The 24494-nt window shown below is 65.6% G+C and carries 22 protein-coding genes; 7 read left to right on the forward strand and 15 right to left on the reverse strand.

Annotated features, from left to right (window positions below; all coding sequences use genetic code 11):
• The first annotated feature begins 86 nt into the window (after positions 1-86).
• Positions 87-1289, forward strand: coding sequence for an MFS transporter (locus tag ACT7B3_RS05140; RefSeq protein WP_445157101.1), 1203 nt, complete (start codon positions 87-89; stop codon positions 1287-1289).
• A gap of 118 nt (positions 1290-1407) precedes the next feature.
• Here ACT7B3_RS05140 and ACT7B3_RS05145 read toward each other — a convergent pair whose 3' ends face one another.
• Positions 1408-1890 carry an FKBP-type peptidyl-prolyl cis-trans isomerase gene (locus tag ACT7B3_RS05145; RefSeq protein ID WP_444678144.1) on the reverse strand — a complete coding sequence of 161 codons (483 nt, stop codon included), beginning with the start codon at positions 1888-1890 and terminating at the stop codon, positions 1408-1410.
• A gap of 204 nt (positions 1891-2094) precedes the next feature.
• On the opposite strand from ACT7B3_RS05145, the gene ACT7B3_RS05150 reads away from it, so the two are divergent.
• Entirely contained in the window at positions 2095-2379 is a 285-nt protein-coding gene (locus tag ACT7B3_RS05150; protein WP_444678143.1) for a hypothetical protein, read from the forward strand.
• Between the two features lie 141 nt (positions 2380-2520).
• Here the strand turns inward: ACT7B3_RS05150 and ACT7B3_RS05155 are convergent, their stop codons facing one another.
• The 11 genes from ACT7B3_RS05155 to ACT7B3_RS05205 all read right to left on the reverse strand — a co-directional run bounded on the left by ACT7B3_RS05155 (position 2521) and on the right by ACT7B3_RS05205 (position 12100).
• Positions 2521-2988 (reverse strand): hypothetical protein, encoded by a 468-nt coding sequence (locus tag ACT7B3_RS05155; RefSeq protein WP_445157102.1) that lies wholly within the window; start codon positions 2986-2988, stop codon positions 2521-2523.
• 290 nt (positions 2989-3278) lie between these two features.
• Positions 3279-4874 carry an isocitrate lyase gene (locus ACT7B3_RS05160; protein ID WP_445157103.1) on the reverse strand — a complete coding sequence of 532 codons (1596 nt, stop codon included), beginning with the start codon at positions 4872-4874 and terminating at the stop codon, positions 3279-3281.
• Between the two features lie 326 nt (positions 4875-5200).
• Entirely contained in the window at positions 5201-5635 is a 435-nt protein-coding gene (locus tag ACT7B3_RS05165; RefSeq protein WP_445157104.1) for a GNAT family N-acetyltransferase, read from the reverse strand.
• 4 nt (positions 5636-5639) lie between these two features.
• Positions 5640-6812 (reverse strand): JmjC domain-containing protein, encoded by a 1173-nt coding sequence (locus ACT7B3_RS05170; RefSeq protein ID WP_445157105.1) that lies wholly within the window; start codon positions 6810-6812, stop codon positions 5640-5642.
• Positions 6813-6914: 102 nt separating this feature from the next.
• Entirely contained in the window at positions 6915-7094 is a 180-nt protein-coding gene (locus tag ACT7B3_RS05175) for a DUF1289 domain-containing protein (RefSeq protein ID WP_445157106.1), read from the reverse strand.
• Positions 7091-7654: a cob(I)yrinic acid a,c-diamide adenosyltransferase gene (locus ACT7B3_RS05180; protein ID WP_445157107.1), complete on the reverse strand. Its 564-nt coding sequence runs from the start codon at positions 7652-7654 to the stop codon at positions 7091-7093. The genes ACT7B3_RS05175 and ACT7B3_RS05180 overlap by 4 nt, the downstream gene beginning before the upstream one ends.
• Before the next feature lie 28 nt (positions 7655-7682).
• Complete coding sequence (gene purB / locus ACT7B3_RS05185) at positions 7683-9047, reverse strand: adenylosuccinate lyase (protein ID WP_445158844.1); 1365 nt, start codon at positions 9045-9047, stop codon at positions 7683-7685.
• Positions 9048-9092: 45 nt separating this feature from the next.
• Positions 9093-9731: a high frequency lysogenization protein HflD gene (gene hflD, locus ACT7B3_RS05190; RefSeq protein WP_445157108.1), complete on the reverse strand. Its 639-nt coding sequence runs from the start codon at positions 9729-9731 to the stop codon at positions 9093-9095.
• On the reverse strand, positions 9728-10840 hold the full coding sequence (mnmA, locus tag ACT7B3_RS05195; protein WP_445157109.1) for a tRNA 2-thiouridine(34) synthase MnmA: 1113 nt from the start codon (positions 10838-10840) through the stop codon (positions 9728-9730). The genes hflD and mnmA overlap by 4 nt, the downstream gene beginning before the upstream one ends.
• A 202-nt stretch (positions 10841-11042) precedes the next feature.
• Positions 11043-11495: an NUDIX domain-containing protein gene (locus tag ACT7B3_RS05200; RefSeq protein ID WP_444678139.1), complete on the reverse strand. Its 453-nt coding sequence runs from the start codon at positions 11493-11495 to the stop codon at positions 11043-11045.
• Positions 11492-12100, reverse strand: coding sequence for a pseudouridine synthase (locus ACT7B3_RS05205; protein WP_445157110.1), 609 nt, complete (start codon positions 12098-12100; stop codon positions 11492-11494). The genes ACT7B3_RS05200 and ACT7B3_RS05205 overlap by 4 nt, the downstream gene beginning before the upstream one ends.
• A 284-nt stretch (positions 12101-12384) precedes the next feature.
• Between ACT7B3_RS05205 and ACT7B3_RS05210 the strand changes: the two genes are divergently transcribed.
• The 4 genes from ACT7B3_RS05210 (at position 12385) to clpA (ending at position 18964) form a co-directional block, all read left to right on the forward strand.
• Positions 12385-14622 (forward strand): NADP-dependent isocitrate dehydrogenase, encoded by a 2238-nt coding sequence (locus ACT7B3_RS05210; RefSeq protein WP_445157111.1) that lies wholly within the window; start codon positions 12385-12387, stop codon positions 14620-14622.
• Positions 14623-14762: 140 nt separating this feature from the next.
• A complete protein-coding gene (gene icd / locus ACT7B3_RS05215; protein WP_445157112.1) occupies positions 14763-16019 on the forward strand; it encodes an NADP-dependent isocitrate dehydrogenase in 1257 nt (418 codons plus the stop codon).
• A 189-nt stretch (positions 16020-16208) separates the two neighbouring features.
• The gene (gene clpS / locus ACT7B3_RS05220) at positions 16209-16547 is read left to right on the forward strand and encodes an ATP-dependent Clp protease adapter ClpS (RefSeq protein ID WP_444679360.1); all 339 of its coding nucleotides are present in this window, start codon (positions 16209-16211) and stop codon (positions 16545-16547) included.
• 140 nt (positions 16548-16687) lie between these two features.
• On the forward strand, positions 16688-18964 hold the full coding sequence (clpA, locus tag ACT7B3_RS05225) for an ATP-dependent Clp protease ATP-binding subunit ClpA (RefSeq protein WP_445157113.1): 2277 nt from the start codon (positions 16688-16690) through the stop codon (positions 18962-18964).
• 94 nt (positions 18965-19058) lie between these two features.
• Here clpA and infA read toward each other — a convergent pair whose 3' ends face one another.
• The 3 genes from infA to aat form a co-directional block, all read right to left on the reverse strand.
• Positions 19059-19277 carry a translation initiation factor IF-1 gene (infA, locus tag ACT7B3_RS05230; RefSeq protein WP_010627817.1) on the reverse strand — a complete coding sequence of 73 codons (219 nt, stop codon included), beginning with the start codon at positions 19275-19277 and terminating at the stop codon, positions 19059-19061.
• Between the two features lie 113 nt (positions 19278-19390).
• The gene (locus ACT7B3_RS05235) at positions 19391-20146 is read right to left on the reverse strand and encodes an arginyltransferase (protein WP_445157114.1); all 756 of its coding nucleotides are present in this window, start codon (positions 20144-20146) and stop codon (positions 19391-19393) included.
• Positions 20143-20901 carry a leucyl/phenylalanyl-tRNA--protein transferase gene (gene aat / locus ACT7B3_RS05240; protein ID WP_445157115.1) on the reverse strand — a complete coding sequence of 253 codons (759 nt, stop codon included), beginning with the start codon at positions 20899-20901 and terminating at the stop codon, positions 20143-20145. Before aat ends, ACT7B3_RS05235 begins: the two co-directional genes overlap by 4 nt.
• Before the next feature lie 235 nt (positions 20902-21136).
• Between aat and ACT7B3_RS05245 the strand changes: the two genes are divergently transcribed.
• Complete coding sequence (locus tag ACT7B3_RS05245) at positions 21137-24469, forward strand: DNA translocase FtsK 4TM domain-containing protein (RefSeq protein ID WP_445157116.1); 3333 nt, start codon at positions 21137-21139, stop codon at positions 24467-24469.
• Positions 24470-24494 lie beyond the last annotated feature (25 nt).

The following is a 24494-nucleotide window of genomic DNA, read 5'->3' on the forward strand; positions in this document are numbered from 1 at the left end:
GAGATGTTTGTCATCGTTTTCTTCTGTTTGGCTTATTATGTGGCATCACTGATCATGTGACACCGGTAATCGCTCAGGTTCTTCGCATGATCGCTGCACACTCGCGCGCCTGGTGGCGCGCTACCCTGGCTCTCTGCCTGGGTTCCATTCTGGTCTTCTTCAATCTCTATGCGCCGCAGCCGCTGCTGCCCGACCTGCGCCAGCTGTACGGGGTCTCGACCCTGGCGGTCAGCCTGATCATGTCGGTCGCTACCCTGGCCCTGGCGGCATCGCTGCTGGTCTTCGGCCCGCTGTCGGATGCCATCGGGCGCGGCGGAATTATGCGCATCACTCTGCTGCTGACCGGACTGTGCTCGCTGGGGCTAGCCTTGGCGCCCAACTTCGAGACGCTGCTGGCCCTGCGCCTGGTACAGGGCTTCGTGCTCGGTGGGCTGCCGGCGGTGGCCATCGCCTGGATGGGCGACGAGTTCGATCGCCCGGCGCTGATGGCGGCGGTGGGGCTCTATATCGGCGCCAATACGCTGGGGGGAATCGGCGGTCGCCTGATCGGTGGCGGCGTCGGTGAGCTGGGGGGGGCCGGCGCCGGCTTCCTCACCGTCGGGCTGGTCACGCTGGTTGGTGTGGCGCTGTTCTGGAAGCTGCTGCCGCCGCCTCGCCAGTTCAGCCCGCGGCGCTTCGAGCTGCGTGCCGCCCTGGCCGACCTGGGCGGGCACCTACGCCACCCGCTGCTGCTGGCCGCCTACCTGCTCGGCGGCATCAACTTCCTCATTTTCATCAACCAGTACAGCTACATCACCTTTCGCCTGGCCGATGAGCCGTTTGGCCTCAGCGCCCGCTGGCTGGGGATGATCTTCCTCACCTACCTCGGCGGCACGCTGAGTTCGGCGCTCTCCGGCCGGCTGACCCGGCATCTCAGCCAGCCGGCCTGCATGACGCTGGGCATCGCCATCCTGATGGCGGGTACCTACATCACTCTGTCGCCCTCGCTGGCCTGGATCATCGTCGGGCTGACGATCAATGCGGTGGGGTTCTTTCTCGCTCACTCGATGGCCTCGAGCTGGGTCAGCCGCCAGGCGCAGACGGCACGCGGCAGTGCCTCGGCCCTCTACCTGGTGTTCTACTACCTGGGTGCCAGCCTGGGCAGCCTGTGGCTCGAGCCGTTCTGGCAGCGGGCCGGCTGGTTCGGGGTTGCCGTCGGTTCGTGGCTACTGCTCGGCGTCACCCTCGCCATCGCGCTGTGGTTGTGGCAGGGCGAGCGCAGCCGTGCCCGGGTAGCCCTGGTACGCTAGGCGGGTCGCTCCTCGCCGTGGCTAGCCCGATGCTGGCCGTTGTAAGGCGGGGCGCTGAAAAACAGAGGGGCAGCCATCTGGCTGCCCCTGGTCGTCTCGCGTGGAAACGTGCGTCGACTCAGTGTTCGACGCCGCCTTCACCGTGGACGTGGCCGTGCTCGATTTCTTCCTGGCTGGCTTCACGCACGTTGGCGATCTCGACATCGAAGTTGAGCTTCTGTCCGGCCAGCGGGTGGTTGCCGTCGACGGTGACGGTATCGCCTTCGACCTTGGTGACGGTGACCATCATCGGACCACCTTGGGTCTGGGCCTGGAACTGCATGCCCGGCTCCACGGCCTCCACGCCCTGGAAGGCATCGCGCGGCACTTCCTGCACGAGCTGCGGCTGCACCTCGCCGTAGCCTTCTTCCGGCGACACGGAGACGTTCAGCTTATCGCCGGCGGCACGACCCTCAAGCTGGCGCTCGAGCCCGGGAATGATGTTACCGGCACCGTGCAGGTAGGTCAGCGGCTGACGGCCCTCGGAGCTGTCGAGCACTTCGCCCGCATCGTTGGTCAGGGTGTAGTGGAATGCGACGACGGAATTCTGCGCAATCTGCATGAGTAGCCTTTCTTTGGGTGCATGTAGCCAATATGGTAACGCGCCATTCCAAGGCTGTCAGGGGAGGAGAGACATTTTCAGGTTGCTCGCCAACGGCCTGAGCCTCATTCACGCCTATTGGCCTAGTTGCGCGGCCCGTGCCGCGAGGCTACCCTAGCGGGATTCTTTTTGCCCTGTCCCTGAAACCTACCATGGAGCCTACCCATGACCGAGATCGTGCTCTGGCTGATCGCCTTTGCCCTCATCCTGTACTTCTGCATCAAGCAGTGGGAAACCACCGTCAGCGCCGGAGTGAGCAAGGTCGTTCCGCGTGTGATCAAGAGCAACGACGACAACCGCTGGGTCTGGAGCCTGGCGCTGGCCGTGCTGGGTGCCACCGCGTTGGTGCGTCCTGTCGATATGCTGCTGACTCTGATCCTGGTCGCACTGCTGGCCCTGATCGTGCGCAAGGCGGTGAGCTGGGGCATGAACAAGGCCACCTTTCACTAACACATGGTGGCCGGGTCGGGGCGACACCCGACCCGTGGCTCGCAGAGTTGCTGCATAAAGCTGCGCTATGAAAGAAGGCCCGTGGCATCGCCACGGGCCTTCTTATTACTGGGGCCTACGCTTGCTGCGAGAGAGTGGGCTTCAGTAGGGCGCTACGCTCACATTGGCGCCGCTGCCAATGATGCGAACGCGCTGGCCGACCTGGAAGGGGCGGTCGGCTTTCTGCACGATCACCACGTTCTGGCCGTCGTCGCGGCGGATCTCCATTTCCCAGGCGCGCACGCGGTTGGTGGACTCCTCGATGGCGCTGCCGGCCACGGCACCGCCGATCACACCCGCCGCGGTTGCCAGCTGACGGCCAGTGCCGCCACCTACCTGCCTGCCGAGCATGCCGCCGACCACGGCGCCGCCGCCGGTGCCGACGATACCGCCCATGCGGCTGTCAGCTTGGAGCTGCACCTGACGCAGGGCAGTGATGGTGCCGAAGGTGACGGTCTGGGCCGTCTGGGCCTGGCTACCGCGATAGACGTCGCCGCCCATGGTCGAGGTGTTGGCACAGCCGGCCAGGGTAAGCGCGCCAAGGGCCAGCACGGGAAGAAGACGCTTCATGGACACCTCCTGAGGGCAAGGTCGATTCCGATCTCGTAGGAGCATCGTCGTTGCCGTGATTATACGAAACACTGTTTGCTAACTAGCCTAACTCGTCATGGCCCATTTGACCAGTACGGCGCCGGGGAGTGCCCGGGGCAGCGAAATAAGCCAGGCTCAAGGCTGACTCACCAGCGACAGACGCAAGGTCTGTTCCGGCTGCACCCGCCAAGGCGCTGGGCAAGGGAAGCACGAAAAAAAGGGAGGCACAAGGCCTCCCCAAGGGTTCCAGTCGTTTACGTCACGCCATGTCAGCCGAACTGGTTCATGGTGTTGTCCTTGCCACCGGCCTTCAGGGCCGCTTCGCCGTGGAAGAACTCCTTGTGGTCGTCGCCGATGTTGGAGCCGGCCATGTCCTGGTGCTTCACGGTGGCGATACCTTCGCGAATCTCGCGGCGCTGAACGCCCGCCACGTAGGCCAGCATGCCTTCGTCGCCGAAGTAGCCCTTGGCCAGGTTGTCGGTGGACAGCGCGGCGGTGTGGTAGGTCGGCAGCGTGATCAGGTGGTGGAAGATGCCTGCCTCGCGCGCGGCGTCGCGCTGGAAGTTGCGAGTCCACTCGTCGGCCAGCTTGCCCAGGTCGGTGTTGTCGTACTCGGCGCTCATCAGCTTGCTGCGCTCGTAGGCGGAGACGTCCTTGCCTTCCTTCTCCCAGGCGTCGAACACCTGCTGGCGGAAGTTCAGCGTCCAGTTGAAGGACGGGGAGTTGTTGTAGACCAGCTTGGCGTCCGGCACCACTTCGCGGATACGGTTGACCATGCTGGCGATCTGGCCGACGTGGGGCTTCTCGGTCTCGATCCACAGCAGGTCGGCGCCGTTCTGCAGGCTGGTGATGCAGTCCAGCACCACGCGGTCCTCGCCGGTACCCGGCTTGAACTGGTAGAGGCCGGAGGCCAGGCGCTTGACCTTGACCAGCTTGCCGTTCTGCTTGATCACCACGTCGCCGTTGTCGATGTCGGAGGCGCTGGTGATCTCGTCGCCGTCGAGGAAGCTGTTGTACTGGTCGCCCAGGTCGCCCGGCTCCTTGGTCACGGCGATCTTCTGGGTCAGGCCGGCGCCCAGGGAGTCGGTGCGGGCGATGATGACGCCATCATCAACGCCCAGCTCGAGGAAGGCGTAACGCACGGCGTTGATCTTGGCCAGGAAGTCCTCGTGGGGCACGGTGACTTTGCCGTCCTGGTGGCCGCACTGCTTCTCGTCGGAGACCTGGTTCTCGATCTGGATGCAGCAGGCACCCGCTTCGATCATCTTCTTGGCCAGCAGGTAGGTCGCCTCGGCGTTGCCGAAACCGGCGTCGATGTCGGCGATGATCGGCACCACGTGGGTCTCGTGGTTGTCGATCTTGGCGATCAGCTCCTCGGCCTTAGCCGTGTCGCCGGCCTTCTGGGCCTCTTCCAGGTCGCGGAACAGGTGGTTGAGTTCCCAGGCGTCGGCCTGGCGCAGGAAGGTGTAGAGCTCTTCGATCAGGCCTGCGACGGTGGTCTTCTCGTGCATGGACTGGTCGGGCAGCGGGCCGAATTCGGAGCGCAGCGCGGCCACCATCCAGCCGGAGAGGTAGAGGTAGCGGCGCTTGGTGGTGCCGAAGTGCTTCTTGATGGAGATCAGCTTCTGCTGGCCGATGAAGCCGTGCCAGCAGCCCAGCGACTGGGTGTACTGAGCGCTGTCGGCGTCATAGGCGGCCATGTCCTCGCGCATGATCTTGGCGGTGTACTTGGCAATGTCCAGGCCGGTCTTGAAGCGGTTCTGGGCGCGCATGCGGGCAGCGCTCTCGGGGCTGATGCTAGCCCACTTGCCTTGCTGGGCTTCACGCAGTTGAGCCAGTGCCTTGATGTCGTCTTTGTAGGACATGGAACCATCCTCCTCGGGTCTGGTGCGGTCGAGCAGGGCATGCATAATGCTGCACCCGCGAAATGAGATCAGGTTCGGCCTTCGGAAGCGGCTTGTCTGTGCTGCCTTGGTCGTACCTTGGCGAATTTGAAACGTCTGTATGAATTCGACTACAGGGATGTGATCGAACAGTCGTTTCGTCCCTCGCCCTGGCATGCACTATGGCGCATGTGGCGCGGGCTTCACAATGGGCACTTTGGGGAAGGCAGGGTTGTAGTATGACTACAAGAGGGCGTTGGGGCGCCCTCTTGCTGTAGTGGTTTTTCGTTTGAAGTTCGGGGAGACGCCTAGCTGCCGTTGAGCAAAAGGCGCATGTTGCGGTGCGGAATGCCGGCGTCCATGAAAATTTCGCCGAAGGCGACGAAGCCCAGATTTTCATAGAAGGCGAGGGCGTGGGTCTGAGCCGCGAGTTCCACCTGGGCGTGGCCCAGGCGTCGCGCGGAGTCGATGGCGGCTTCCATTAGCGCCGCGCCGATGCCCAGCCCGCGCGCGTCGCGCAGCACGGCGACCCGGCCGATATGGCCGTCGGGCAGCAGCCGGGCCGTGCCCAGCGCCGCCTCGCCGCGCAGGGCGACGAAATGGCGGCAGGTGTCGTCGCGCCCGTCCCACTCCTCGGCGAGCGGTACTCGCTGCTCGTCAATGAACACCACGCGGCGGATCTCGCCGGCCAGCTTGCCAAGCTCCGCCCAGCTGCCCTCCTGAATGATGACTGGCTCTGGCACTCGCTTACTCCTCTTCGTCATACCAGCCGAGGCTGCCGGCATCGAGCAGCCTGGCAAGCAGTTCGGCAGCGCCTTCGAGCAACAGCAGATCGGCGTCTAGCGGAGTGTCGGCGGCCAGGGCACGGGCCAGCGGCAGCGCGCATTCGATGCCGTCGCCATCGACGAACAGGGTGGCGCGCTCGCCCTCGCCGGCGCGCCAGGCGAAGCGCGATCCGGGGCTGCGCAGCAACTCCTCGCCATCCTGTAGTATCGCGACAAGCGCATCGACGTCGGTCGGGCGTTCGCTTGGCACCAACTGGTCGGGATACTTGGGCTGGGTCATCACCCGGCCGAACCACTGGGCCAACTGAGCCGGGTCGTCGAGGGTGGCCAGGATCAGGCGGCGCATGCGCTCGAGCGAGGCGTCATCGAGTTCCGCGGGGTCGGCGGGCGGTGCCATGCCGGCATCGCCGTAGCGCAGCGACGCGGGCAGCTGCTCGCCGAGGTAGTCGGCGAACGAGGTGATAGCTTCATCCGCCGACGGGGCGCGAAAGCCCACCGAGTAGGTCATGCAGTCGTCGGACTGGCTGACGCCATGGTGGGCCCAGCCCGGCGGCAGGTAGAGCATGTCGCCGGGTTCCAGCACCCAGTCGTCGCCGGGCTCGACCTCGAAGCGCTCGAGAATACGCAGGTCGATGCCGCCGAGGATCGGGGCGTCGTCTGCCACCTTACCGCCGAGCTGCCAGCGACGCTTGCCCAGGCCCTGGATCAGGAAGACGTCGTACTGATCGACGTGGGGGCCGACGCTGCCCCCCGGCGGGGCGTAGCTGATCATGATGTCATCGAGTCGCCAGCGTGGCAGGAAGTCGAAATTCGCGAGCAGCTCGGCCACCTCAGGCACGTAGTGGTCTACCGCCTGCACCAGCAGGGTCCAGTCGCGCTCGGGCAGCTCGCCGAACACGGCCTCGTCGAAGGGGCCGTGGCTGACCTGCCAGGGGCCGTCTGGGCCATCCTCCTCCACCAGCCGGGCCTCGACGCCCTCTTCGCAGGCAAGCCCGGCCAGCTCGTCGGGATCGAGCGGACTTTCGAAATCGGGAAAGGCGCCGCGGATCAGCAGCGGCTTGCGCTGCCAGTAATCGTGCAGGAACTCGGCGGCGGTGAGGCCGCCCAGCAGGGTGAGGGGGCTGTCGGTCGGCATAGGGACTCGCTATCCGGCAAAGGGCACGAAGGCCGCAGGCGGCAAGTGCCGTCTGCGGAAGCAAGCGCTAATGGTAGCGTATCGTGCAGTGGCTGGCGCCAGTCAGTGCGCCCTGCGGCTCGGCAGCTGGCGCAAGATGGTGCGACGCCTGGCGTCGTCGAGCGACGACCAGGCGGCGATCTCGTCCAGTGTGCGCAGGCAGCCGAGGCAGTGCTGCGAGGCTGGGTCGAGGCGGCACACGCCGATGCAGGGCGAGGCCGCTGTGGCCTTGTCGGTATTCATCGGTTGGCGCCGGGCACCCAAAGCACATCGCCTTCGCCATTGCCGTTGGCCCGCCGCGCCAGGACGAACAGCAGGTCGGAGAGGCGGTTGAGGTAGCGCAGCACCTCGGGATTGACCGTCTGCTGCGTCATCAGCGCCGTGACCGTGCGCTCGGCGCGGCGCGTCACGGTGCGGGCCAGGTGCAGGTGGGCGGCAAGCGCGGTGCCGCCCGGCAGGATGAACGAGCGCAGGGTGGTGAGCTCGGCGTTGTAGGCGTCGATGCGCGCTTCCAGATACTCGACCTGGCCAGCCGTGACGCGCAGCGGCGGGTACGGCGGGTTCTCCTGCTCCGGCGTGCACAGGTCGGCGCCGACGTCGAACAGGTCGTTCTGTGCTCGGGTCAGCACCTCGGCGAGCTCGCCCTCGGCGTGAAGCTGGGCCAGGCCGAGGGTGGCGTTGGCCTCGTCCACCGTGCCGAAGGCCTCGACGCGCAGGTCGTGCTTGGCCACGCGGCTGCCGTCGCCGAGACCGGTGTCGCCCTTGTCGCCGGTGCGGGTGTAGATCTTGGTCAGCTTGACCATGGCGCCTCCTGGTACGATGCCGGCCGGCTCACAGCCGGCGGGCCTGGGCCTCGGCGTTGCCGATGTAGCTGGCCGGCGTCAGCGCCTTGAGCTCGGTCTTGACCTCGGCCGGCAGTGCCAGCGTATCGATGAAGGCGGCAAAGCCGGCCTGATCGATCCGCTTGCCGCGGGTCAGCTCCTTGAGTTTCTCGTAGGGCTTCTCGATACCGTAGCGACGCATCACCGTCTGGATCGGCTCGGCGAGCACCTCCCAGCTGGCGTCGAGGTCCTCGGCCAGGCGCGCCGGGTTGGCCTCGAGCTTGCCGATGCCCTTGAGCGCCGCCTCGTAGGCGATCAGGCCGTAGGCCAGGCCGACGCCGAGGTTGCGCAGCACGGTGGAGTCGGTGAGGTCGCGCTGCCAGCGCGAGATCGGCAGCTTCTGCGCCAGGTGGCCGAGCACGGCGTTGGCCAGGCCCAGATTGCCCTCGGAGTTCTCGAAGTCGATGGGGTTGACCTTGTGCGGCATGGTCGAGGAGCCGATCTCGCCCTCGACCGTCTTCTGCTTGAAGTAGCCCAGCGAGATGTAGCCCCACACGTCGCGGTCGAAGTCGATCAGCACGGTGTTGAAGCGGCACACGGCGTCGAACAGCTCGGCAATGTAGTCGTGGGGCTCGATCTGGGTGGTGTAGGGGTTGAAGGTCAGCCCCAGGCCCTCGACGAAAGTGCGCGCGTTGGCCTCCCAGTCGACGTCCGGATAGGTGGCCAGATGAGCGTTGTAGTTGCCCACCGCGCCGTTGATCTTGCCGAGGATCTCGACGCTTTCGATCTGGGCGAGCTGGCGGCGCAGGCGGTAGGCGACGTTGGCCATCTCCTTGCCCAGGGTGGTGGGGCTGGCCGTCTGGCCGTGGGTGCGCGAGAGCATCGGCAGGGCAGCGTGCTCGTGGGCCAGCTTGGCGATCTCGTCGGCCACCCGGTGCATCACCGGCAGCAGGGTCTTCAGGCCGTCGGCGAGCATCACGCCGTAGGAGAGATTGTTGATGTCTTCGCTGGTGCAGGCGAAGTGCACGAACTCGGTGATGGCGTGCAGCTCGGGCTGCGCGACGATCTTCTCCTTGATGAAGTACTCCACCGCCTTGACGTCGTGGTTGGTGGTGCGCTCGATCTCCTTGATGCGCTCGGCGTCGGCCAGCGAGAAGTCGCGGATCATCGCCTCGAGGAAGACCGTGGCCTCGGCCGAGAGCGGCGGCACCTCGACGATGCCGCCCTGCTCGGCGAGGCGCTGCAGCCAGCGGATCTCGACGATCACGCGGGCGCGGATCAGGCCGAACTCGCTGAAGTGCTCGCGCAGGCTCGCGGCCTTGCTGCCGTAGCGGCCATCGACGGGGGAGAGGGCGGTAAGAGCGGTAAGGGGCAGGGAAGCGGCGTGCATGGTCAGTGTCCGGGTACGTGTAGGAAAAGGTCAGCTCAGCTGGTCCAGGGCGTTCTTGAGGGCGCCGCGCTGGAACACCAGCTTCCAGCGGCGGCCACCCTGCTGATGCCAGAGCAGGGCGAAGCGGATGCCGGCGAGCAGGATGGCGCGTACCCGCTCGGGCATCATGCGGCTTTGCAGCATCGAGGGGTCGCCTTGTACCACGATGCGGGTCTTCAGGGTCGAGAGCGTCTCCTGGTAGGCCTCACCGAGGCTGGCGATGACGTTCTCGTGGGTGGCGCCGAAATGCTCTGCCTGGCCCTGGATGCGGTTCAGATGCTGGCCGAGGGTGCTCATCATGGCATCGTCCTGGCGCAGCTTGCTCATCAGCAGCAGCAGTGAGAAGCCATAGCGCAGCACCACCGGATTGGCCTGGCGGCGCCCCACCACGGCTTCGAGCACTTCCAGGCCGCGACGCAGGTTGTTGGGGTGGCCGCCGTAGATCGCCTCGAAGCTTTCCGGGTCGGTATCCAGCGTGGCACGAATCAGCGTTTCCCAGGGGCGCGGTTCGACCTGGCCGGTGCGGGCCAGCTCGTCGACCAGACTGGCGGCCTGGAACACGCCGGCAAGGGCCAGCGCCTGGCGCGCCGCGGGGGAGTCCGGCGCACGGTGAATCGGGGTGGTGGTCATGCGGCTCGCTCCGTGGCATTCCAGATGTCGCGAATCACCCCGCCGCCCAGGCAGATCTCGCCGTCATAGAGCACCAGCGACTGGCCGGGGGTGACGGCGCGCTGAGGGTCATCGAAGCGTACCTCGACGCCGCCATCCTCCCGCGTGTGCATGTGGCAAGGCACGTCGCTCTGGCGATAGCGGGTCTTGGCGGTGAAACGGCCCTCGGCGGCAGGCGGCTCGCCGGCGACCCAGTCCATCGCCTCGGTGGCCAGCGAATCGGTGTACAGCAGCGGGTGGTGCTTGCCCTGCACGGCGACCAGCACGTTGCGCTCGAGATCCTTGCCCGCCACGTACCAGGGCGCCTCGGGGTGGTTGGCCAGCCCGCCGATGCCGAGCCCCTGGCGCTGGCCCAGGGTGTAGTACATCAGCCCCATGTGCTCGCCGATGGCTTCGCCCTCGGCCGTCTCGATCACGCCCGGCTGCGCCGGCAGGTACTGCTGCAGGAAGTCGCGGAAACGCCGCTCACCGATGAAGCAGATGCCGGTGGAGTCCTTCTTGCGGGCGGTGACCAGGCCGTGGCGCTCGGCGATGGCGCGTACCTCGGGCTTCTCCAGTTCGCCTACCGGGAACAGCGTGCGGGCGATGGCGGCTTCCGGCACGGCGTGCAGGAAATAGCTCTGATCCTTGTTGGCGTCGATGCCCTTGAGCAGCCGTGGCCGGCCGTGGCGCACGCCGCCACGAACATAGTGGCCGGTGGCGATCTTCTCGGCGCCGAGCATCTCGGCGTATTCGAGGAACACCTTGAACTTGATCTCGCGGTTGCACAGGATGTCCGGGTTCGGCGTGCGGCCGGCCTTGTACTCGGCCAGGAAGTGCTCGAACACGTTGTCCCAGTACTCGGCGGCAAAGTTGGCCGTATGTAGCTTGATGCCCAGCTTCTCGCACACGGCCTGGGCGTCCGCCAGGTCGGCCTTGGCGGTACAGTACTCGGTGCCGTCGTCCTCGTCCCAGTTCTTCATAAACAGGCCTTCGACCTGATAGCCCTGCTCCAGCAGCAGCAGGGCGGAAACGGAGGAGTCGACGCCGCCGGACATGCCGACGATCACCTTGCCTGAGGTGGCGGTCATGGGCGCTCTCGGAATCGGTGGTTTACAAATGGGGCAGAATTATACCCGATCTCGGCGCGAGGCGCCGAGCCCGTTGGTGCGACCCCATCGAGCGGCTCGTCGCACTTAGGCCAGGCCAGGCGGTTGGGCCAGGCCAGGCGGTTGGGCCGGGCCTAGCGATGCCCGGGCTCTTGGGGCGGCCTGGCGGCGCGGTGAGCCACCGCTACCGCTCGTGGATCACCTCCATGGGGAAGAAGCGCTCGGCCAGGGCGTCGCGTAGGCGGCGCAGCACCAGCGGGCTGCGCAGCCGCCCCTCGCGGTCCAGCGCTTCGATCTCGTCGAGGGTCAACCAGTGCACGCCGAGGATGGCCGGGTCGAGCGGCGTGCCTTGATGCGCCAGCGCCATGCCCAGAAAGCCGTGGCTATGAAAGGTCTTCCCATCCGCAGAAGCGTAGACGTACATGCCGAGGTAATGGGTGATGCCCACCTGCCAGGCGGTCTCCTCGCGCAGTTCGCGCAGAGCGGCTTCCTTTATTCTCTCGCCGGGCTCCAGATGGCCGGCCGGCTGGTTGAACAGCGTGGTCGGGCTGCCTCGCGGTGCTTCCTCCACCATCAGGAAGCGTCCGGCGCGCTCCACGACCGTGGCCACGGTGACGTGCGGTTGCCAGCGACTCATCGACGATCTCCTTGGTGGCGCGTCGGGCGCCGTGATGGGGTGCGCGGGGCGTGCAGGATTTCCTTGCGCCAAGCGCCGGGGGGCAGGCCATCTAGGCGCCAGGGACCGATGGCCACGCGCACCAGCCGCAGGGTGGGGTGACCGACATGGGCGGTCATGCGGCGTACCTGACGATTGCGGCCTTCGCTGATGGTCAGTTCGAGCCAGGTTGTGATCGGGTGGCGCCTCGGGTCGAGCGGCGGCGTGCGCTCCGCCAGGCCGCTCTCGGCCAGGCGCCGCACTTTGGCCGGACGGGTCATGCCGTCGCTGAGCGCGACACCTTGACGCAGTGCCGCCAGTGCCGACTCGTCGGGGCTGCCTTCCACCTGCACGCGATAGGTCTTGGGTTGCTTGTGGCGGGGGTCGCTGATCCGGTGAATCAGCGCACCGTCGTCGGTCAGCAGCAGCAGGCCTTCGGAATCGTAATCCAGGCGTCCGGCCGCGTAGATGCCCGGCACGTCGATGACGTCCGCCAGGGTGGCACGCTGCGCTTCACCGGCGTGTCGGTCGTCGGTGAACTGGGAAAGCATGCGGTAGGGCTTGTGCAGCAGATAGAGAGTGCTCATGGAGCAAGCTTACCGGCAAGCGAGGCGGGATGGGAGAGGGCGGCGTGTCAGTCTTATTGACCATACGCAGCGGCGGGGCGGCTGATATAATGCGCTCGCTCGCCGGGAGCGCCCTCGTCGTCACGGGGCCTGCCGTGACTCCGCCACCGGGTCGATGCCAAGTGCATCCCCGCCTGTAGAGAATCGTAGGTGGAGCATGCCGGGGTCCCTGTTTCGTACAGTGTGAGTGCGCGCAACCGTTCCAGTTATTGCCACCGCAAGCGACCAGAGAGATCAACGTCACCATGTCTAAAACGCCGAAGATTATCTACACCTTCACCGACGAAGCGCCTGCGCTGGCGACTCACTCGCTGTTGCCGATCATCGATGCCTTCACCGACGCCGCCGGTGTCGAGGTGGAGACCCGGGACATCTCCCTGGCGGCTCGAATTCTCTCCCAGTTCCCCGATTACCTGACCGCCGAGCAGCGCGTCGAGGATCACCTTGCCGAGCTGGGTGCCCTGGCCAAGACGCCGGAAGCCAATATCATCAAGCTGCCCAATATCAGCGCTTCCGTGCCGCAGCTCAGGGCGGCGATCAAAGAGCTGCAGCAGCAGGGCTACGCGCTGCCGGAGTATCCGGACGAGCCGAAGAACGACGCAGAGAAAGAAATCAAGGCGCGCTACGACAAGACCAAGGGCAGCGCCGTCAACCCGGTGCTGCGCGAGGGTAACTCCGACCGCCGCGCGCCCAAGGCGGTCAAGGAATACGCCCGCAAGTACCCGCACTCCATGGGGGAGTGGAGCCAGGCTTCACGTACCCATGTCTCGCACATGCACGGCGGCGACTTCTACCACGGCGAGAAGTCGATGACGCTGGACCGCGCCCGCAACGTGAAGATGGAGCTGATCACCAAGAGCGGTGAAGCTCGGGTGCTCAAGCCCAAGGTTGCGCTGCTCGAGGGCGAGATCATCGACAGCATGTTCATGAGCAAGAAGGCGCTGTGCGAATTCTATGAGCGCGAGATCGAGGACGCGCGCAAGACCGGCGTGATGTTCTCCCTGCACGTCAAGGCCACCATGATGAAGGTCTCGCACCCGATCGTCTTCGGCCACTGCGTCAAGATCTTCTACAAAGAGGCCTTCGAGAAGCACGGTGCGCTGTTCGAGGAGCTTGGCGTCGACGTCAACAACGGCATGGTGAACCTCTACGACAAGCTCGACACCCTGCCCGAATCCCAGCGTGAGGAGGTCATCCGCGACCTGCACGCCTGTCACGACCAGCGTCCGGAGCTGGCCATGGTGGATTCTGCCCGCGGCATCACCAACTTCCACTCGCCCAGCGACGTGATCGTCGACGCCTCCATGCCGGCCATGATCCGCGCCGGCGGCCAGATGTACGGTGCCGATGGCCGCATGAAGGACGTCAAGGCGGTGATCCCGGAGTCCACCTTCGCGCGCATCTACCAGGAGATGATCAACTTCTGCAAATGGCACGGCGCCTTCGACCCGGCCACCATGGGCACCGTGCCCAACGTTGGCCTGATGGCGCAGAAGGCGGAGGAGTACGGTTCCCACGACAAGACCTTCGAGGTGCCGGAGGACGGCGTCGCCAACATCACCGACCTGGAGTCCGGCGAGGTGCTGCTGTCCCAGAACGTCGAGAAGGGCGATATCTGGCGGATGTGTCAGGTCAAGGACGCCCCGATCCGCGACTGGGTCAAGCTGGCTGTGGACCGCTGCCGCGATTCCGGCATGCCGGCGGTGTTCTGGCTCGACCCCTATCGCCCGCACGAGAACGAGCTGATCAAGAAGGTGAAGACCTACCTCAAGGATCACGACACCAGCGGGCTCGACATCCAGATCATGTCCCAGGTTCGTGCCATGCGCTACACCCTGGAGCGGGTGATCCGTGGCCTCGACACCATCTCGGTGACCGGCAACATCCTGCGCGACTACCTCACCGACCTGTTCCCGATCATGGAGCTTGGCACCAGCGCCAAGATGCTCTCCATCGTGCCGCTGATGGCCGGTGGCGGCATGTTCGAGACCGGCGCCGGCGGCTCCGCGCCCAAGCATGTGCAGCAGCTGCTGGAGGAGAACCACCTGCGCTGGGACAGCCTTGGCGAATTCCTGGCGCTGACCGCCTCCCTGGAGCATCTCGCCAAGCGTTTCGACAACGCGCGTGCCGCGCTGCTGGCCGACGCCCTGGACAAGGCCATCGGCCAGTTCCTGGAGAACGACAAGTCGCCCTCGCGCAAGGTCGGCGAGCTGGACAACCGCGGCAGCCACTTCTACCTGGCGCTGTACTGGGCCCAGGCCCTGGCCGCCCAGGACGAGGATGCCAATCTCAAGGCGCTGTTCGCCCGCCTGGCCGAGACCCTGGAGGCCAACGAGGCGACCATCCTCGATGAGCTGAATGGCGTGCAGGGCCAGCCGGTCGACATTGGCGGCTACTACCATGCCGACCCCGCGCTTGCCCGTGCGGTCATGCGCCCCAGCAAGACCTTGAACGAGGCGCTGGCGATGGTCGCCAACGGCTGACGTTCCGCTAGGTCCTTTCGGCCTGCCCAGGACCCCCGTTCGCCGTTCGGCGGGCGGGGGTCCTTAGGTCATATGGGCCGGTTGGGAGGGGAATGCTATACTCCGCGCTCCACTGAACCTACCAGACAGGGGAGTTCTCAATGGGTTTTCAGAAAATTGTCGTCCCTGAAGGCGGCGAGAAGATTACCGTCAACGCCGACAACACCCTGAACGTGCCGAACCATCCGATCATCCCGTTCATCGAGGGTGACGGCATCGGCGTCGACGTGACGCCAGCGATGAAGATCGCCATCGACGCTGCCGTGCAGAAGGCCTACAACGGCGAGCGCAAGATCCACTGGATGGAAGTCTACGCCGGTGAGAAGGCGACCCAGGTCTACGACGCCGACACCTGGCTACCCGAGGAAACCCTGGAAGCGGTCAAGGATTTCGTGGTGTCCATCAAGGGCCCGCTGACCACGCCCGTAGGCGGTGGCATTCGTTCCCTGAACGTGGCCCTGCGCCAGAAGCTCGACCTCTACGTCTGCCTGCGCCCGGTGCGCTGGTTCGAAGGCGTGCCGAGCCCTGTGAAGAAGCCCGCCGATGTCGACATGGTGATCTTCCGCGAGAACTCCGAGGACATCTACGCTGGCATCGAGTGGAAGGCCGGGACTCCGGAAGCCGACAAGGTCATCAAGTTCCTGCGAGAGGAGATGGGGGTCACCAACATCCGCTTTCCCGAGAACTGCGGCATCGGCGTCAAGCCGGTTTCGGTGGAAGGCACCAAGCGCCTGGTGCGTCAGGCCCTGCAGTACACCGTGGACAACGACCGCGAGTCGCTGACCTTGGTGCACAAGGGCAATATCATGAAGTTCACTGAAGGTGCCTTCAAGGATTGGGGCTACGAGATCGCCAAGGAGGAGTTCGGTGCCGAGCTGCTCGACGGCGGCCCGTGGATGCAGTTCAAGAACCCCAAGACCGGCAAGAACATCGTGGTCAAGGACGTCATCGCCGACGCCATGCTGCAGCAGATCCTGCTGCGTCCGGCCGAGTACGACGTCATCGCCACCCTCAACCTCAACGGTGACTATCTCTCCGACGCCCTGGCGGCCGAAGTGGGCGGCATCGGCATCGCGCCGGGTGCCAACCTGTCCGACAACGTGGCCATGTTCGAGGCTACCCACGGCACCGCGCCGAAGTATGCCGGCCAGGACAAGGTCAACCCCGGTTCGGTCATTCTCTCCGCCGAGATGATGCTGCGCCACATGGGCTGGGTCGAGGCGGCCGACCTGGTGCTCAAGGGCATGGAGAAGGCCATCGCCAAGGGCGAAGTCACCTATGACTTCCATCGCCTGATGGACAATGCCAAGCTGCTGAAGTGCTCCGAGTTCGGCCAGGCCGTCGCTGACAACATGTAAGCGGCCTCTAGCCTCTCGGGCCCCCGTCCGCTCGGCGTTCGGGGGCCTTTTGCGTGGAAACCCTGAACCCTGCTGCCCCTGCCGCGTCTAACCGATGCGTAGACGCCTGGACGGGACGGCATGTCGAGATGGTGCGTGGCTCTTATGTGGAAAATGGAAGGCGCAAGTGAATGGAGGGCGGTGGCGATCATGGCCGGCATGACGCAGCCGCCTCAGTCCGACCCGGAAGACGAAGGAGACCTGGCGGTAAGGCCGGCCGACCCGGAAGTGGCGCGGCCGCCGCTGTACAAGGTCGTACTGCACAACGATGACTACACTCCCATGGAGTTCGTGGTCGAAGTGCTGCAGAGCTTCTTCCATATGGATAGCGAAAAGGCGGTGCAGGTGATGCTGGCGGTCCACACCCAGGGCAAGGCGACCTGCGGTATCTTTACCCGTGATATCGCGGAAACCAAAAGCCACCAGGTTAATCAATATGCAAGAGAGCGGCAGCATCCGCTGTTGTCTGATATCGAGGCGGCGGACTGACCCAGAGGTATGCGCGGCACGGGGCGGGAATGGCAGTCGTTGAGGAAGAGACTTGCAACGGCAGCGTTTGTGCCCGATGTTGAATATGCCGGACCACGAAAGATCCGATGCAAGCCCTATGCGGCGATAAGGGGACTGCCATGCTGAGCAAAGAACTTGAACTGACCCTGAACACGGCATTTACCGTGGCACGCTCCAAGCGCCACGAGTTCATGACCGTCGAGCACCTGCTTCTGGCCTTGCTGGACAATGCGTCAGCCGCAGACGTGCTGAGAGCCTGCGGGGCCAACCTCGACAAGTTGCGGTCCGACCTGCAGGATTTCATCAATTCCACCACACCCCTGATCCCCGAGGATCAGAGCGACCGCGAGACCCAGCCCACGCTGGGCTTCCAGCGCGTGCTGCAACGTGCCGTGTTTCACGTGCAGTCTTCCGGCAAGAGCGAAGTGACCGGAGCCAACGTACTGGTCGCCATCTTCTCCGAGCAGGAGAGCCAGGCGGTCTATTTCCTGAAACAGCAGAATGTGGCTCGGGTCGATGCGGTGAACTACATCGCCCACGGCATTTCCAAGGTGGCCGGCCACGGCCAGAGCCCTTCGTCGTCGCCCAACGATGCCGAGGACGCCGAGGAGGGCGGCAGCGAGAGCGGTGCCAATCCGCTGACCGGCTATGCTACCAACCTCAACGAGCAGGCGCGGATGGGCAAGATCGATCCGCTGATCGGCCGTGAGCACGAGCTTGAGCGGGTCATCCAGATACTTGCCCGGCGGCGCAAGAACAATCCGCTGCTGGTGGGCGAGGCCGGGGTGGGCAAGACCGCCATCGCCGAAGGCCTGGCCAAGCGTATCGTCGAGGAAGACGTGCCCGAGGTGATCGGCGATGCCGTGGTCTACTCGCTCGACATGGGTGCACTGCTGGCCGGTACCAAGTACCGCGGCGATTTCGAGAAGCGCCTGAAGAGCCTGCTGGGCGAGCTGCGCAAGCAGCCCAACGCCATTCTGTTCATCGACGAGATTCACACCGTAATTGGTGCTGGCGCGGCCTCGGGTGGCGTCATGGACGCCTCCAACCTGCTCAAGCCGCTGCTCTCTTCCGGCGAGCTGCGCTGCATCGGCTCCACCACCTTTCAGGAGTTTCGCGGCATCTTCGAGAAGGATAGGGCGCTGGCGCGTCGCTTCCAGAAGGTCGACGTCATGGCACCTTCGGTGGACGACACCATCCGCATTCTCAAGGGCCTACGCTCGCGCTTCGAGGAGCACCACCACCTCAAGTACACCGACGCCGCTCTGGAGAGCGCGGCACGGCTGTCGGATCGCTACATCAACGATCGCCACCTGCCCGACAAGGCTATCGACGTGATCGACGAGGCCGGAGCACACCAGCGCCTGCTGCCGCCCGAGGTGCGGGTCGACACCATCGACGTCGATCAGGTCGAGGCGGTGGTGGCCTCCATTGCGCGGATTCCGCCGAAGAGCGTCTCCAGCTCCGATCGCAAGCTGCTCGCAAACCTCGACCGCGACCTGAAGATGCTGGTATTCGGTCAGGACGAGGCCATCGATAGCCTCTCCGCCGCCATCAAGCTGTCGCGGGCCGGACTCAAGTCGCCCGACAAGCCGGTAGGCAGCTTCCTCTTTGCCGGCCCCACCGGGGTGGGCAAGACCGAGGTGGCCCGCCAGCTGGCGCGCAACATGGGCATCGAGCTGGTGCGCTTCGATATGTCGGAGTACATGGAGCGGCACACCGTGTCACGGCTGATCGGCGCGCCTCCGGGCTACGTCGGCTATGACCAGGGTGGGCTGCTCACCGAGGCGATCACCAAGCAGCCGCACTGCGTGCTGCTGCTCGACGAGATCGAGAAGGCGCACCCCGAGGTCTTCAACCTGCTGCTGCAGGTGATGGACCATGGCCGGCTCACCGACAATAACGGCCGGGAGGCGGATTTCCGCCACGTAATCCTGATCATGACCTCGAACGCCGGGGCGGAGCAGCAGTCGCGTCGCTCCATCGGCTTCCAGCATCAGGACCATTCGACCGATGCCATGGAGGTGATTCGCAAGACCTTTTCACCGGAGTTCCGCAACCGACTGGATGGCATCATCCAGTTCCATGCCCTGCCCACCGCGGTGGTACGCAATGTGGTGGACAAGTTCCTGGTGGAGCTGCAGGCGCAGCTCGACGAGAAGCGGGTCCAGCTCGATGTGGACCTGGAGGCGCGGGACTGGCTGGCGGAAAAGGGCTACGACCCCAGCATGGGCGCAAGGCCCATGGCGAGGCTGATCCAGGAGAAGCTCAAGAAGCCGCTGGCGGAGCTGATCCTGTTCGGGGAGCTCTCCGAGCACGGCGGAGTGGTTCACGTCACGGTGGAGGAGGGCGAGCTGCATCTCTCCACGGAGTCGGAGATGGCCGACGCACCCTGACCTTGAAGCTTGCCTCAACTCGTACAGCGCCCTGTCTTCGGACGGGGCGTTGTCGTAAGGGCTTACGGATCGCTGCCGTGAGCTGGGTCGGGGCTCAGCGTGAGCGGTAGACGATGCGGCCCTTGGTCAGGTCATAAGGCGTCAGTTCGACCTTGACCTTGTCGCCGGTGAGGATGCGGATGTAGTTCTTGCGCATCTTGCCGGAAATATGCGCGGTCACGACGTGGCCGTTCTCCAGCTCGACGCGAAAGGTGGTATTGGGAAGGGTGTCGACGACGACGCCTTCCATTTCGATATGGTCTTCACGTGCCATATAGGCGGTTCCTCGCTGAGCAAGTTATGCAACGTAGCAGCAGGCGCAAAACGCCCAGCGCTACGGATAGCGCGGTATTGTGCCGCAAGCGGGGCGTCAAGGCAAAGCGGGCCTTAGGGTGAGGAGGCTTCCGCCAGCGTCAGCAGGCGTCGCCAGTGGCGTCCGTCCAGCACTTCCAGTGGACGGTAGGCCTCCTTGTAGGCCATCTTGCGGCATTCCCGAATCCAGTAGCCCAGGTAGACATGGGGCAGCCCCTGACGGCGGGCTTTCTCGATCAGGCTGAGCACGGCGAAGGTGCCCAGGGAGCGGCGATCCCATTCGGGCGCCGGATCATAGAAGGTATAGATGGCCGACAGGCCGTGTTCCAGGTGGTCGAAGGCCGACACCGCTACCAAGCGATCGCCGTGGCGAAATTCAAGCAGGCGCGAATAGGGTTCGTCGAGAGTCAGGAAGGTGCGGTACTGCTCATGGCTTGGGGGAAACATGTCCCCATCCGCATGGCGAACCCGAATATAGCGGTCGTACAGCGCATAATGCTCCTCTTCGAACAGCGCCGGCCGCTCGACCAGGCGCAGGTCGGCGTTGCGCCTGACCACCCGGCGCTGGCTGCGGCCGTAGCGGAAGTCCGCTACCGGGATACGCACGGAAACGCAGGCGCTGCAGCCCTCGCAGTGTGGGCGATAGAGGTGGCGCCCGCTGCGGCGAAACCCCAGCAGTGCCAGGGCGTCATACACCCCCTGGCTATGCGATTCCTGGGGATCGAGGAACAGCGTGGTGGCCTCGCGCGCCTCCAGGTAGCTGCAGGCATGAGGCACCGTCAGGAAGAAGCGAAGATCACGCACGGGATGGCGAGGCGCATTGCTGCTCACGTCGGTCGCCTCCTTGGCTCAAGCGGAAGTAGCAGGTTGCAGGTGGCAGCGTCCGGCAGGGGCCAGCAGGGCAGCGGGTAGCTGCCATTCGTTGCATCCCCGGTGGACAGGCAACTCTCAAGATAGTCGATGAATACGGCGCGGGCGATACCGCGGGCGCCGAGGGTAGCGAGGTGGCGTGTGTGCATCTGGCAGTCGATCAGCCGGCCGCCCCCGGCCCGCATGGCCTGTACCAGGGCCACCAGCGCCACCTTCGAGGCATCGGTGACGCGGGTGAACATCGACTCGCCGAAAAACACCGGGCCCATGGCGACACCGTATAGCCCACCAGCCAGCCGCCCTGCCTGCCACACTTCAACAGAGCGGGCATAGCCCAGGCGGTGAAGCTCACGGTAGGCGTTTGCCATCTCCTCGGTGATCCAGGTGCCGGGCTGTCCGCTGCGAGGGGCTGCGCAGGCGTGAATCACGGCGTCGAAATCGCGGTTGAAGGTCACGGTGAAGGCGCTGCTACGCAGGCGCTTGACCAGGCTGCGGCGGATGTGCAGCTCATCGGGGAAGAGCACCATGCGCGGGTCGGGGCTCCACCACAGGATCGGCTGATCATCGCTGTACCAGGGGAAGATGCCGTGGCGATAGGCGGCCAGGAGCCAGTCGGAGGAGAGTTCGCCACCGGCTGCCAGCAAACCATCGGGATCGCGCAGGGCACGCGCGACAGGAGGGAAACGCACCGGTCGCCGGGGTAACCAGGAGAGCATGCCAGAGAGCTCCAACGCCACGGAAGCGACTAGTCTGACGCTCTGATCGCTGCAGCTCAAGCCGTGCCCTGTGCCGAAACTTTGAGTCCCGGTATGATGGCGGCTGAATCTGGTACCTGACTGTTGGAAACAGCGCTATCGGAGATGGCGCGAGGGGGTTGGCGAGTTGAGTGCAAAGGAGAAAAGCGCGCCTCGGCGCGTGGCGGAGGAGAATTCCCGGCAGACGACGCGGCGCATGGGGCTCCACCTGCACGGCGCTGCCCGGGAAGGGGCGACGATCATTCTGCTGGCCGGCTGTGTATTCCTGCTGCTGGCTCTGTTCAGCTATACCCCGGCGGACCCCGGCTGGTCGCATCGCGGCCCGGAAACCGACGTGGCGAACTGGATGGGGCCCATCGGTGCCTGGCTGGCCGACGTGCTCTATTCCCTGTTTGGCGCCAGTGCGCTGTGGTGGCCCGGCATGCTTGGCTATGCCAGCTGGTGGATGATCCGCACACGCCGGGCCAGCATCGACTGGGACGCCACGGCGGCTGCCGTGCGCCTGGGCGGCTTGGTCCTCTTGCTGCTGGGCACCACCACCCTGGGGGCACTGCACTTCTATTCGCCGCAGAGCGTGCTGCCCTACTCGTCGGGAGGCATTCTGGGAGAAGGGCTGGTCGGTGCCCTGGTGCCCCTGGTCGATTCCGGCGGCACAGGGCTGCTGGCACTAGCTGCCATGCTGTGTGGCTTCCCGCTGTTCACCGGTGTTTCCTGGTTCACGGTGATGGACGAGCTGGGCCATCGCATGCTCAGGCTCTGGCGCTGGGCGGCCACGCCCTTCGGACTGGTGCGCGAGCGCTATGAGGCGCGTCACGAGGCGCATGAACCTGGGCTGGGTGACGGCAGCGAGGCGCAGGAGGCGGAGGAGGTCCAGGAGGAGGATGCCTACGACGAGCCAGTATCGCGTCGCCCGCGGCGCTGGGCTTTCTGGCGCCGTAAGGCGGTGGAGCCGGCTGTGGCTCATGCTCAGCGCGAGCCCGGCATGTCCTCCGCGTTCGGCGCTGATGGCGACACCCAGATTCCCTGGGACGTGGTGGAGCAGACCCCCTCGGCGAAGCAGCCGGAAGCGGCCTATGCTGAGGCGCACAAGGCGCCCAATAATAGCGCTGTGGGCTCCGCTCCCCAGGGCCCTGTCGTGCCGCCTTCCGCACCGATTTCTGCACCGACGGCTACGCCCGTGTCTGCTTCGACGGCTGCCTCGTCCACTGTGCCGCCTGCTGCCTCAAACGGCGCTGTTGCGGCGGCCTCCGTCGCGGCGGCGGGGGCTGCCTCGGGCGGCCTCAAGGCGAGCCGTGACGAAGAGCCGACGCCTTCCGTCGCGATGCCGCTGCGTGCCACCCATGATGACGAGGCGCCCGCCGCAACTGCCAGCCCCGAGCCCGCGAGCGAGGCGCCCTCGACGCTCACAGCCCCCACAAGTCCCGAACTGCGCGAACCTTCGCTGGCCGCGCCTGCCTTCGATACGTCGCCTGCGCGCAGCCCGTCGGGCGCGGAAGCTACCGCAGGCAAGGCCGCATCGGTACGTCGCGAGCCGGAGCTGAGCGCCTGGCAGCCCGCCGAGCCTGAAGACACTCACGAGCCGCGCCTGAGCTGGGGTGACAGTGATGCGGCAACGGAGGAGGCCGCGGCCACCGAGCCAGCCCGTACGGATTCGCCGCTTTCGTCATCGGCGCCTGCACCGTTAGCCGTGCAAACGCCTGAGCTGGAAGAGAAGGCGCCGCCCATGGCCGGCGACCAGGCGGCGGGGCTACGGGCCTGGCGCGAGCCCCCGTCACCGCCGCACGCCGACCCCCGTGTCGACCCGCGAACGCCGGAAGCCGCCGTGCCTTCGGCACCAGCACCGGAGCCCGCCCCTGAGCCCGCGTCTCAGACTGAGCCGGCGACGAGTCCGGTAGCCGAGCCGTCGATCGCCACCGCCGAGCAGGCGCGTGCGGCGGCAGCGGACCCCGAAGGCCCCACGCTGTGGACGGTGGAGCACCTGCAGAGCCAGCGCCCCGTGCTCGACGACATGCCGGAGCCAGACGGCGAGCTGCCAAGCCTGCGGCTGCTCACGCCGCCGGAGCCGCACCAGCAGAACTATACCGAGCAGCAGCTGGCCGACATGGCCGAGCTGCTCGAGACGCGCCTGCGCGAGTACGGCGTCAAGGCAGAGGTGGTGCACACCTGGCCGGGCCCGGTGATCACCCGCTTCGAGATCAAGCCTGCCGCCGGCGTGAAGGTGTCCAAGATCAGCAACCTGGCCAAGGACCTGGCGCGTTCGCTGATGGTCAAGAGCGTGCGCGTGGTGGAAGTCATCCCCGGGCGGCCCACGGTCGGCATCGAGATCCCCAATCCGCACCGCGCCATGATCCGCCTGCGCGAGGTGATCGACTCGGACCGCTACCAGCAGGAGGGCTCGGCGCTGACCCTGGCGCTGGGACAGGACATCGGCGGCGGGCCCGTGGTGGCCAACCTGGGCAAGATGCCCCACCTGCTGGTGGCCGGTACTACCGGCTCGGGCAAGTCGGTGGGGGTCAATGCCATGCTGATCTCGATGCTGCTCAAGGGCACACCCGACGACCTGCGCCTGATCATGGTCGATCCGAAGATGCTGGAGCTTTCCGTCTACGATGGCATTCCGCACCTGCTGGCGCCGGTGGTCACCGATATGAAGGAAGCCGCCAACGCGCTGCGCTGGTGCGTGGCCGAGATGGAGCGTCGCTACAAGCTGATGGCGGCCATGGGCGTGCGCAATATTGCCGGCTTCAACGGTAAGCTCGACGAAGCCGAGCGCGCTGGCGCCCAGGTGGCTGACCCGCTGTGGGAGCCGCAGCCGTGGGAGATGCACGAGCCACCGCCCGTGCTGGAAAAGCTGCCTTATATCGTGGTGGTGATCGACGAGTTTGCCGACATGTTCATGATCGTCGGCAAGAAGGTCGAGGAGCTGATTGCCCGCCTGGCACAGAAGGCGCGGGCGGCCGGCATCCACCTGATACTCGCCACCCAGCGACCCTCGGTGGACGTGGTGACCGGCCTGATCAAGGCCAACATTCCCACCCGCATGGCCTTCCAAGTATCGTCCAAGGTCGACTCGCGCACGATCCTCGATCAGGGCGGCGCCGAGAACCTGCTGGGGCATGGTGACATGCTCTACCTGCCTGCGGGTTCGGGACTGCCGACCCGCGTACACGGTGCCTTCGTCGATGACGACGAGGTGCACCGGGTGGTCGAGGACTGGAAGCGCCGTGGTGAGCCGGAGTATGTCGACGAGATCCTTTCCGGTGGCGTTTCGGCCGATGCCCTGACCGGGCTCGAGGCCGACGCCGGCGAAGGCGGCGGCGACGCCGAACAGGATGCGCTGTACGACGAAGCGGTGCAGTTCGTCACTGACAGTCGGCGCGCCTCCATCTCGGCCGTGCAGCGCCGCTTCAAGATCGGCTACAACCGCGCCGCCCGGCTGGTGGAAGCCATGGAGGCGGCCGGCGTGGTCTCCTCGATGGGGTCCAATGGCGGCCGTGAAGTGCTGGCGCCGCCGCCGGTAGGCCATTGATGTCGTAAGCTGGCGACAACCCATG

It is taken from the genome of Halomonas sp. E14 (assembly GCF_052568415.1).

Coding starts and splice junctions, on each gene's coding strand:
- ACT7B3_RS05140 (WP_445157101.1), top strand. CDS start 87: ATGATCGCTGCACACTCGCGCGCCTGGTGGCGCGCTACCCTGGCTCTC.
- ACT7B3_RS05145 (WP_444678144.1), bottom strand. CDS start 1,890: ATGCAGATTGCGCAGAATTCCGTCGTCGCATTCCACTACACCCTGACC.
- ACT7B3_RS05150 (WP_444678143.1), top strand. CDS start 2,095: ATGACCGAGATCGTGCTCTGGCTGATCGCCTTTGCCCTCATCCTGTAC.
- ACT7B3_RS05155 (WP_445157102.1), bottom strand. CDS start 2,988: ATGAAGCGTCTTCTTCCCGTGCTGGCCCTTGGCGCGCTTACCCTGGCC.
- ACT7B3_RS05160 (WP_445157103.1), bottom strand. CDS start 4,874: ATGTCCTACAAAGACGACATCAAGGCACTGGCTCAACTGCGTGAAGCC.
- ACT7B3_RS05170 (WP_445157105.1), bottom strand. CDS start 6,812: ATGCCGACCGACAGCCCCCTCACCCTGCTGGGCGGCCTCACCGCCGCC.
- ACT7B3_RS05175 (WP_445157106.1), bottom strand. CDS start 7,094: ATGAATACCGACAAGGCCACAGCGGCCTCGCCCTGCATCGGCGTGTGC.
- ACT7B3_RS05180 (WP_445157107.1), bottom strand. CDS start 7,654: ATGGTCAAGCTGACCAAGATCTACACCCGCACCGGCGACAAGGGCGAC.
- hflD (WP_445157108.1), bottom strand. CDS start 9,731: ATGACCACCACCCCGATTCACCGTGCGCCGGACTCCCCCGCGGCGCGC.
- mnmA (WP_445157109.1), bottom strand. CDS start 10,840: ATGACCGCCACCTCAGGCAAGGTGATCGTCGGCATGTCCGGCGGCGTC.
- ACT7B3_RS05200 (WP_444678139.1), bottom strand. CDS start 11,495: ATGAGTCGCTGGCAACCGCACGTCACCGTGGCCACGGTCGTGGAGCGC.
- ACT7B3_RS05205 (WP_445157110.1), bottom strand. CDS start 12,100: ATGAGCACTCTCTATCTGCTGCACAAGCCCTACCGCATGCTTTCCCAG.
- ACT7B3_RS05210 (WP_445157111.1), top strand. CDS start 12,385: ATGTCTAAAACGCCGAAGATTATCTACACCTTCACCGACGAAGCGCCT.
- icd (WP_445157112.1), top strand. CDS start 14,763: ATGGGTTTTCAGAAAATTGTCGTCCCTGAAGGCGGCGAGAAGATTACC.
- clpS (WP_444679360.1), top strand. CDS start 16,209: ATGGCCGGCATGACGCAGCCGCCTCAGTCCGACCCGGAAGACGAAGGA.
- clpA (WP_445157113.1), top strand. CDS start 16,688: ATGCTGAGCAAAGAACTTGAACTGACCCTGAACACGGCATTTACCGTG.
- infA (WP_010627817.1), bottom strand. CDS start 19,277: ATGGCACGTGAAGACCATATCGAAATGGAAGGCGTCGTCGTCGACACC.
- aat (WP_445157115.1), bottom strand. CDS start 20,901: ATGCTCTCCTGGTTACCCCGGCGACCGGTGCGTTTCCCTCCTGTCGCG.
- ACT7B3_RS05245 (WP_445157116.1), top strand. CDS start 21,137: ATGGGGCTCCACCTGCACGGCGCTGCCCGGGAAGGGGCGACGATCATT.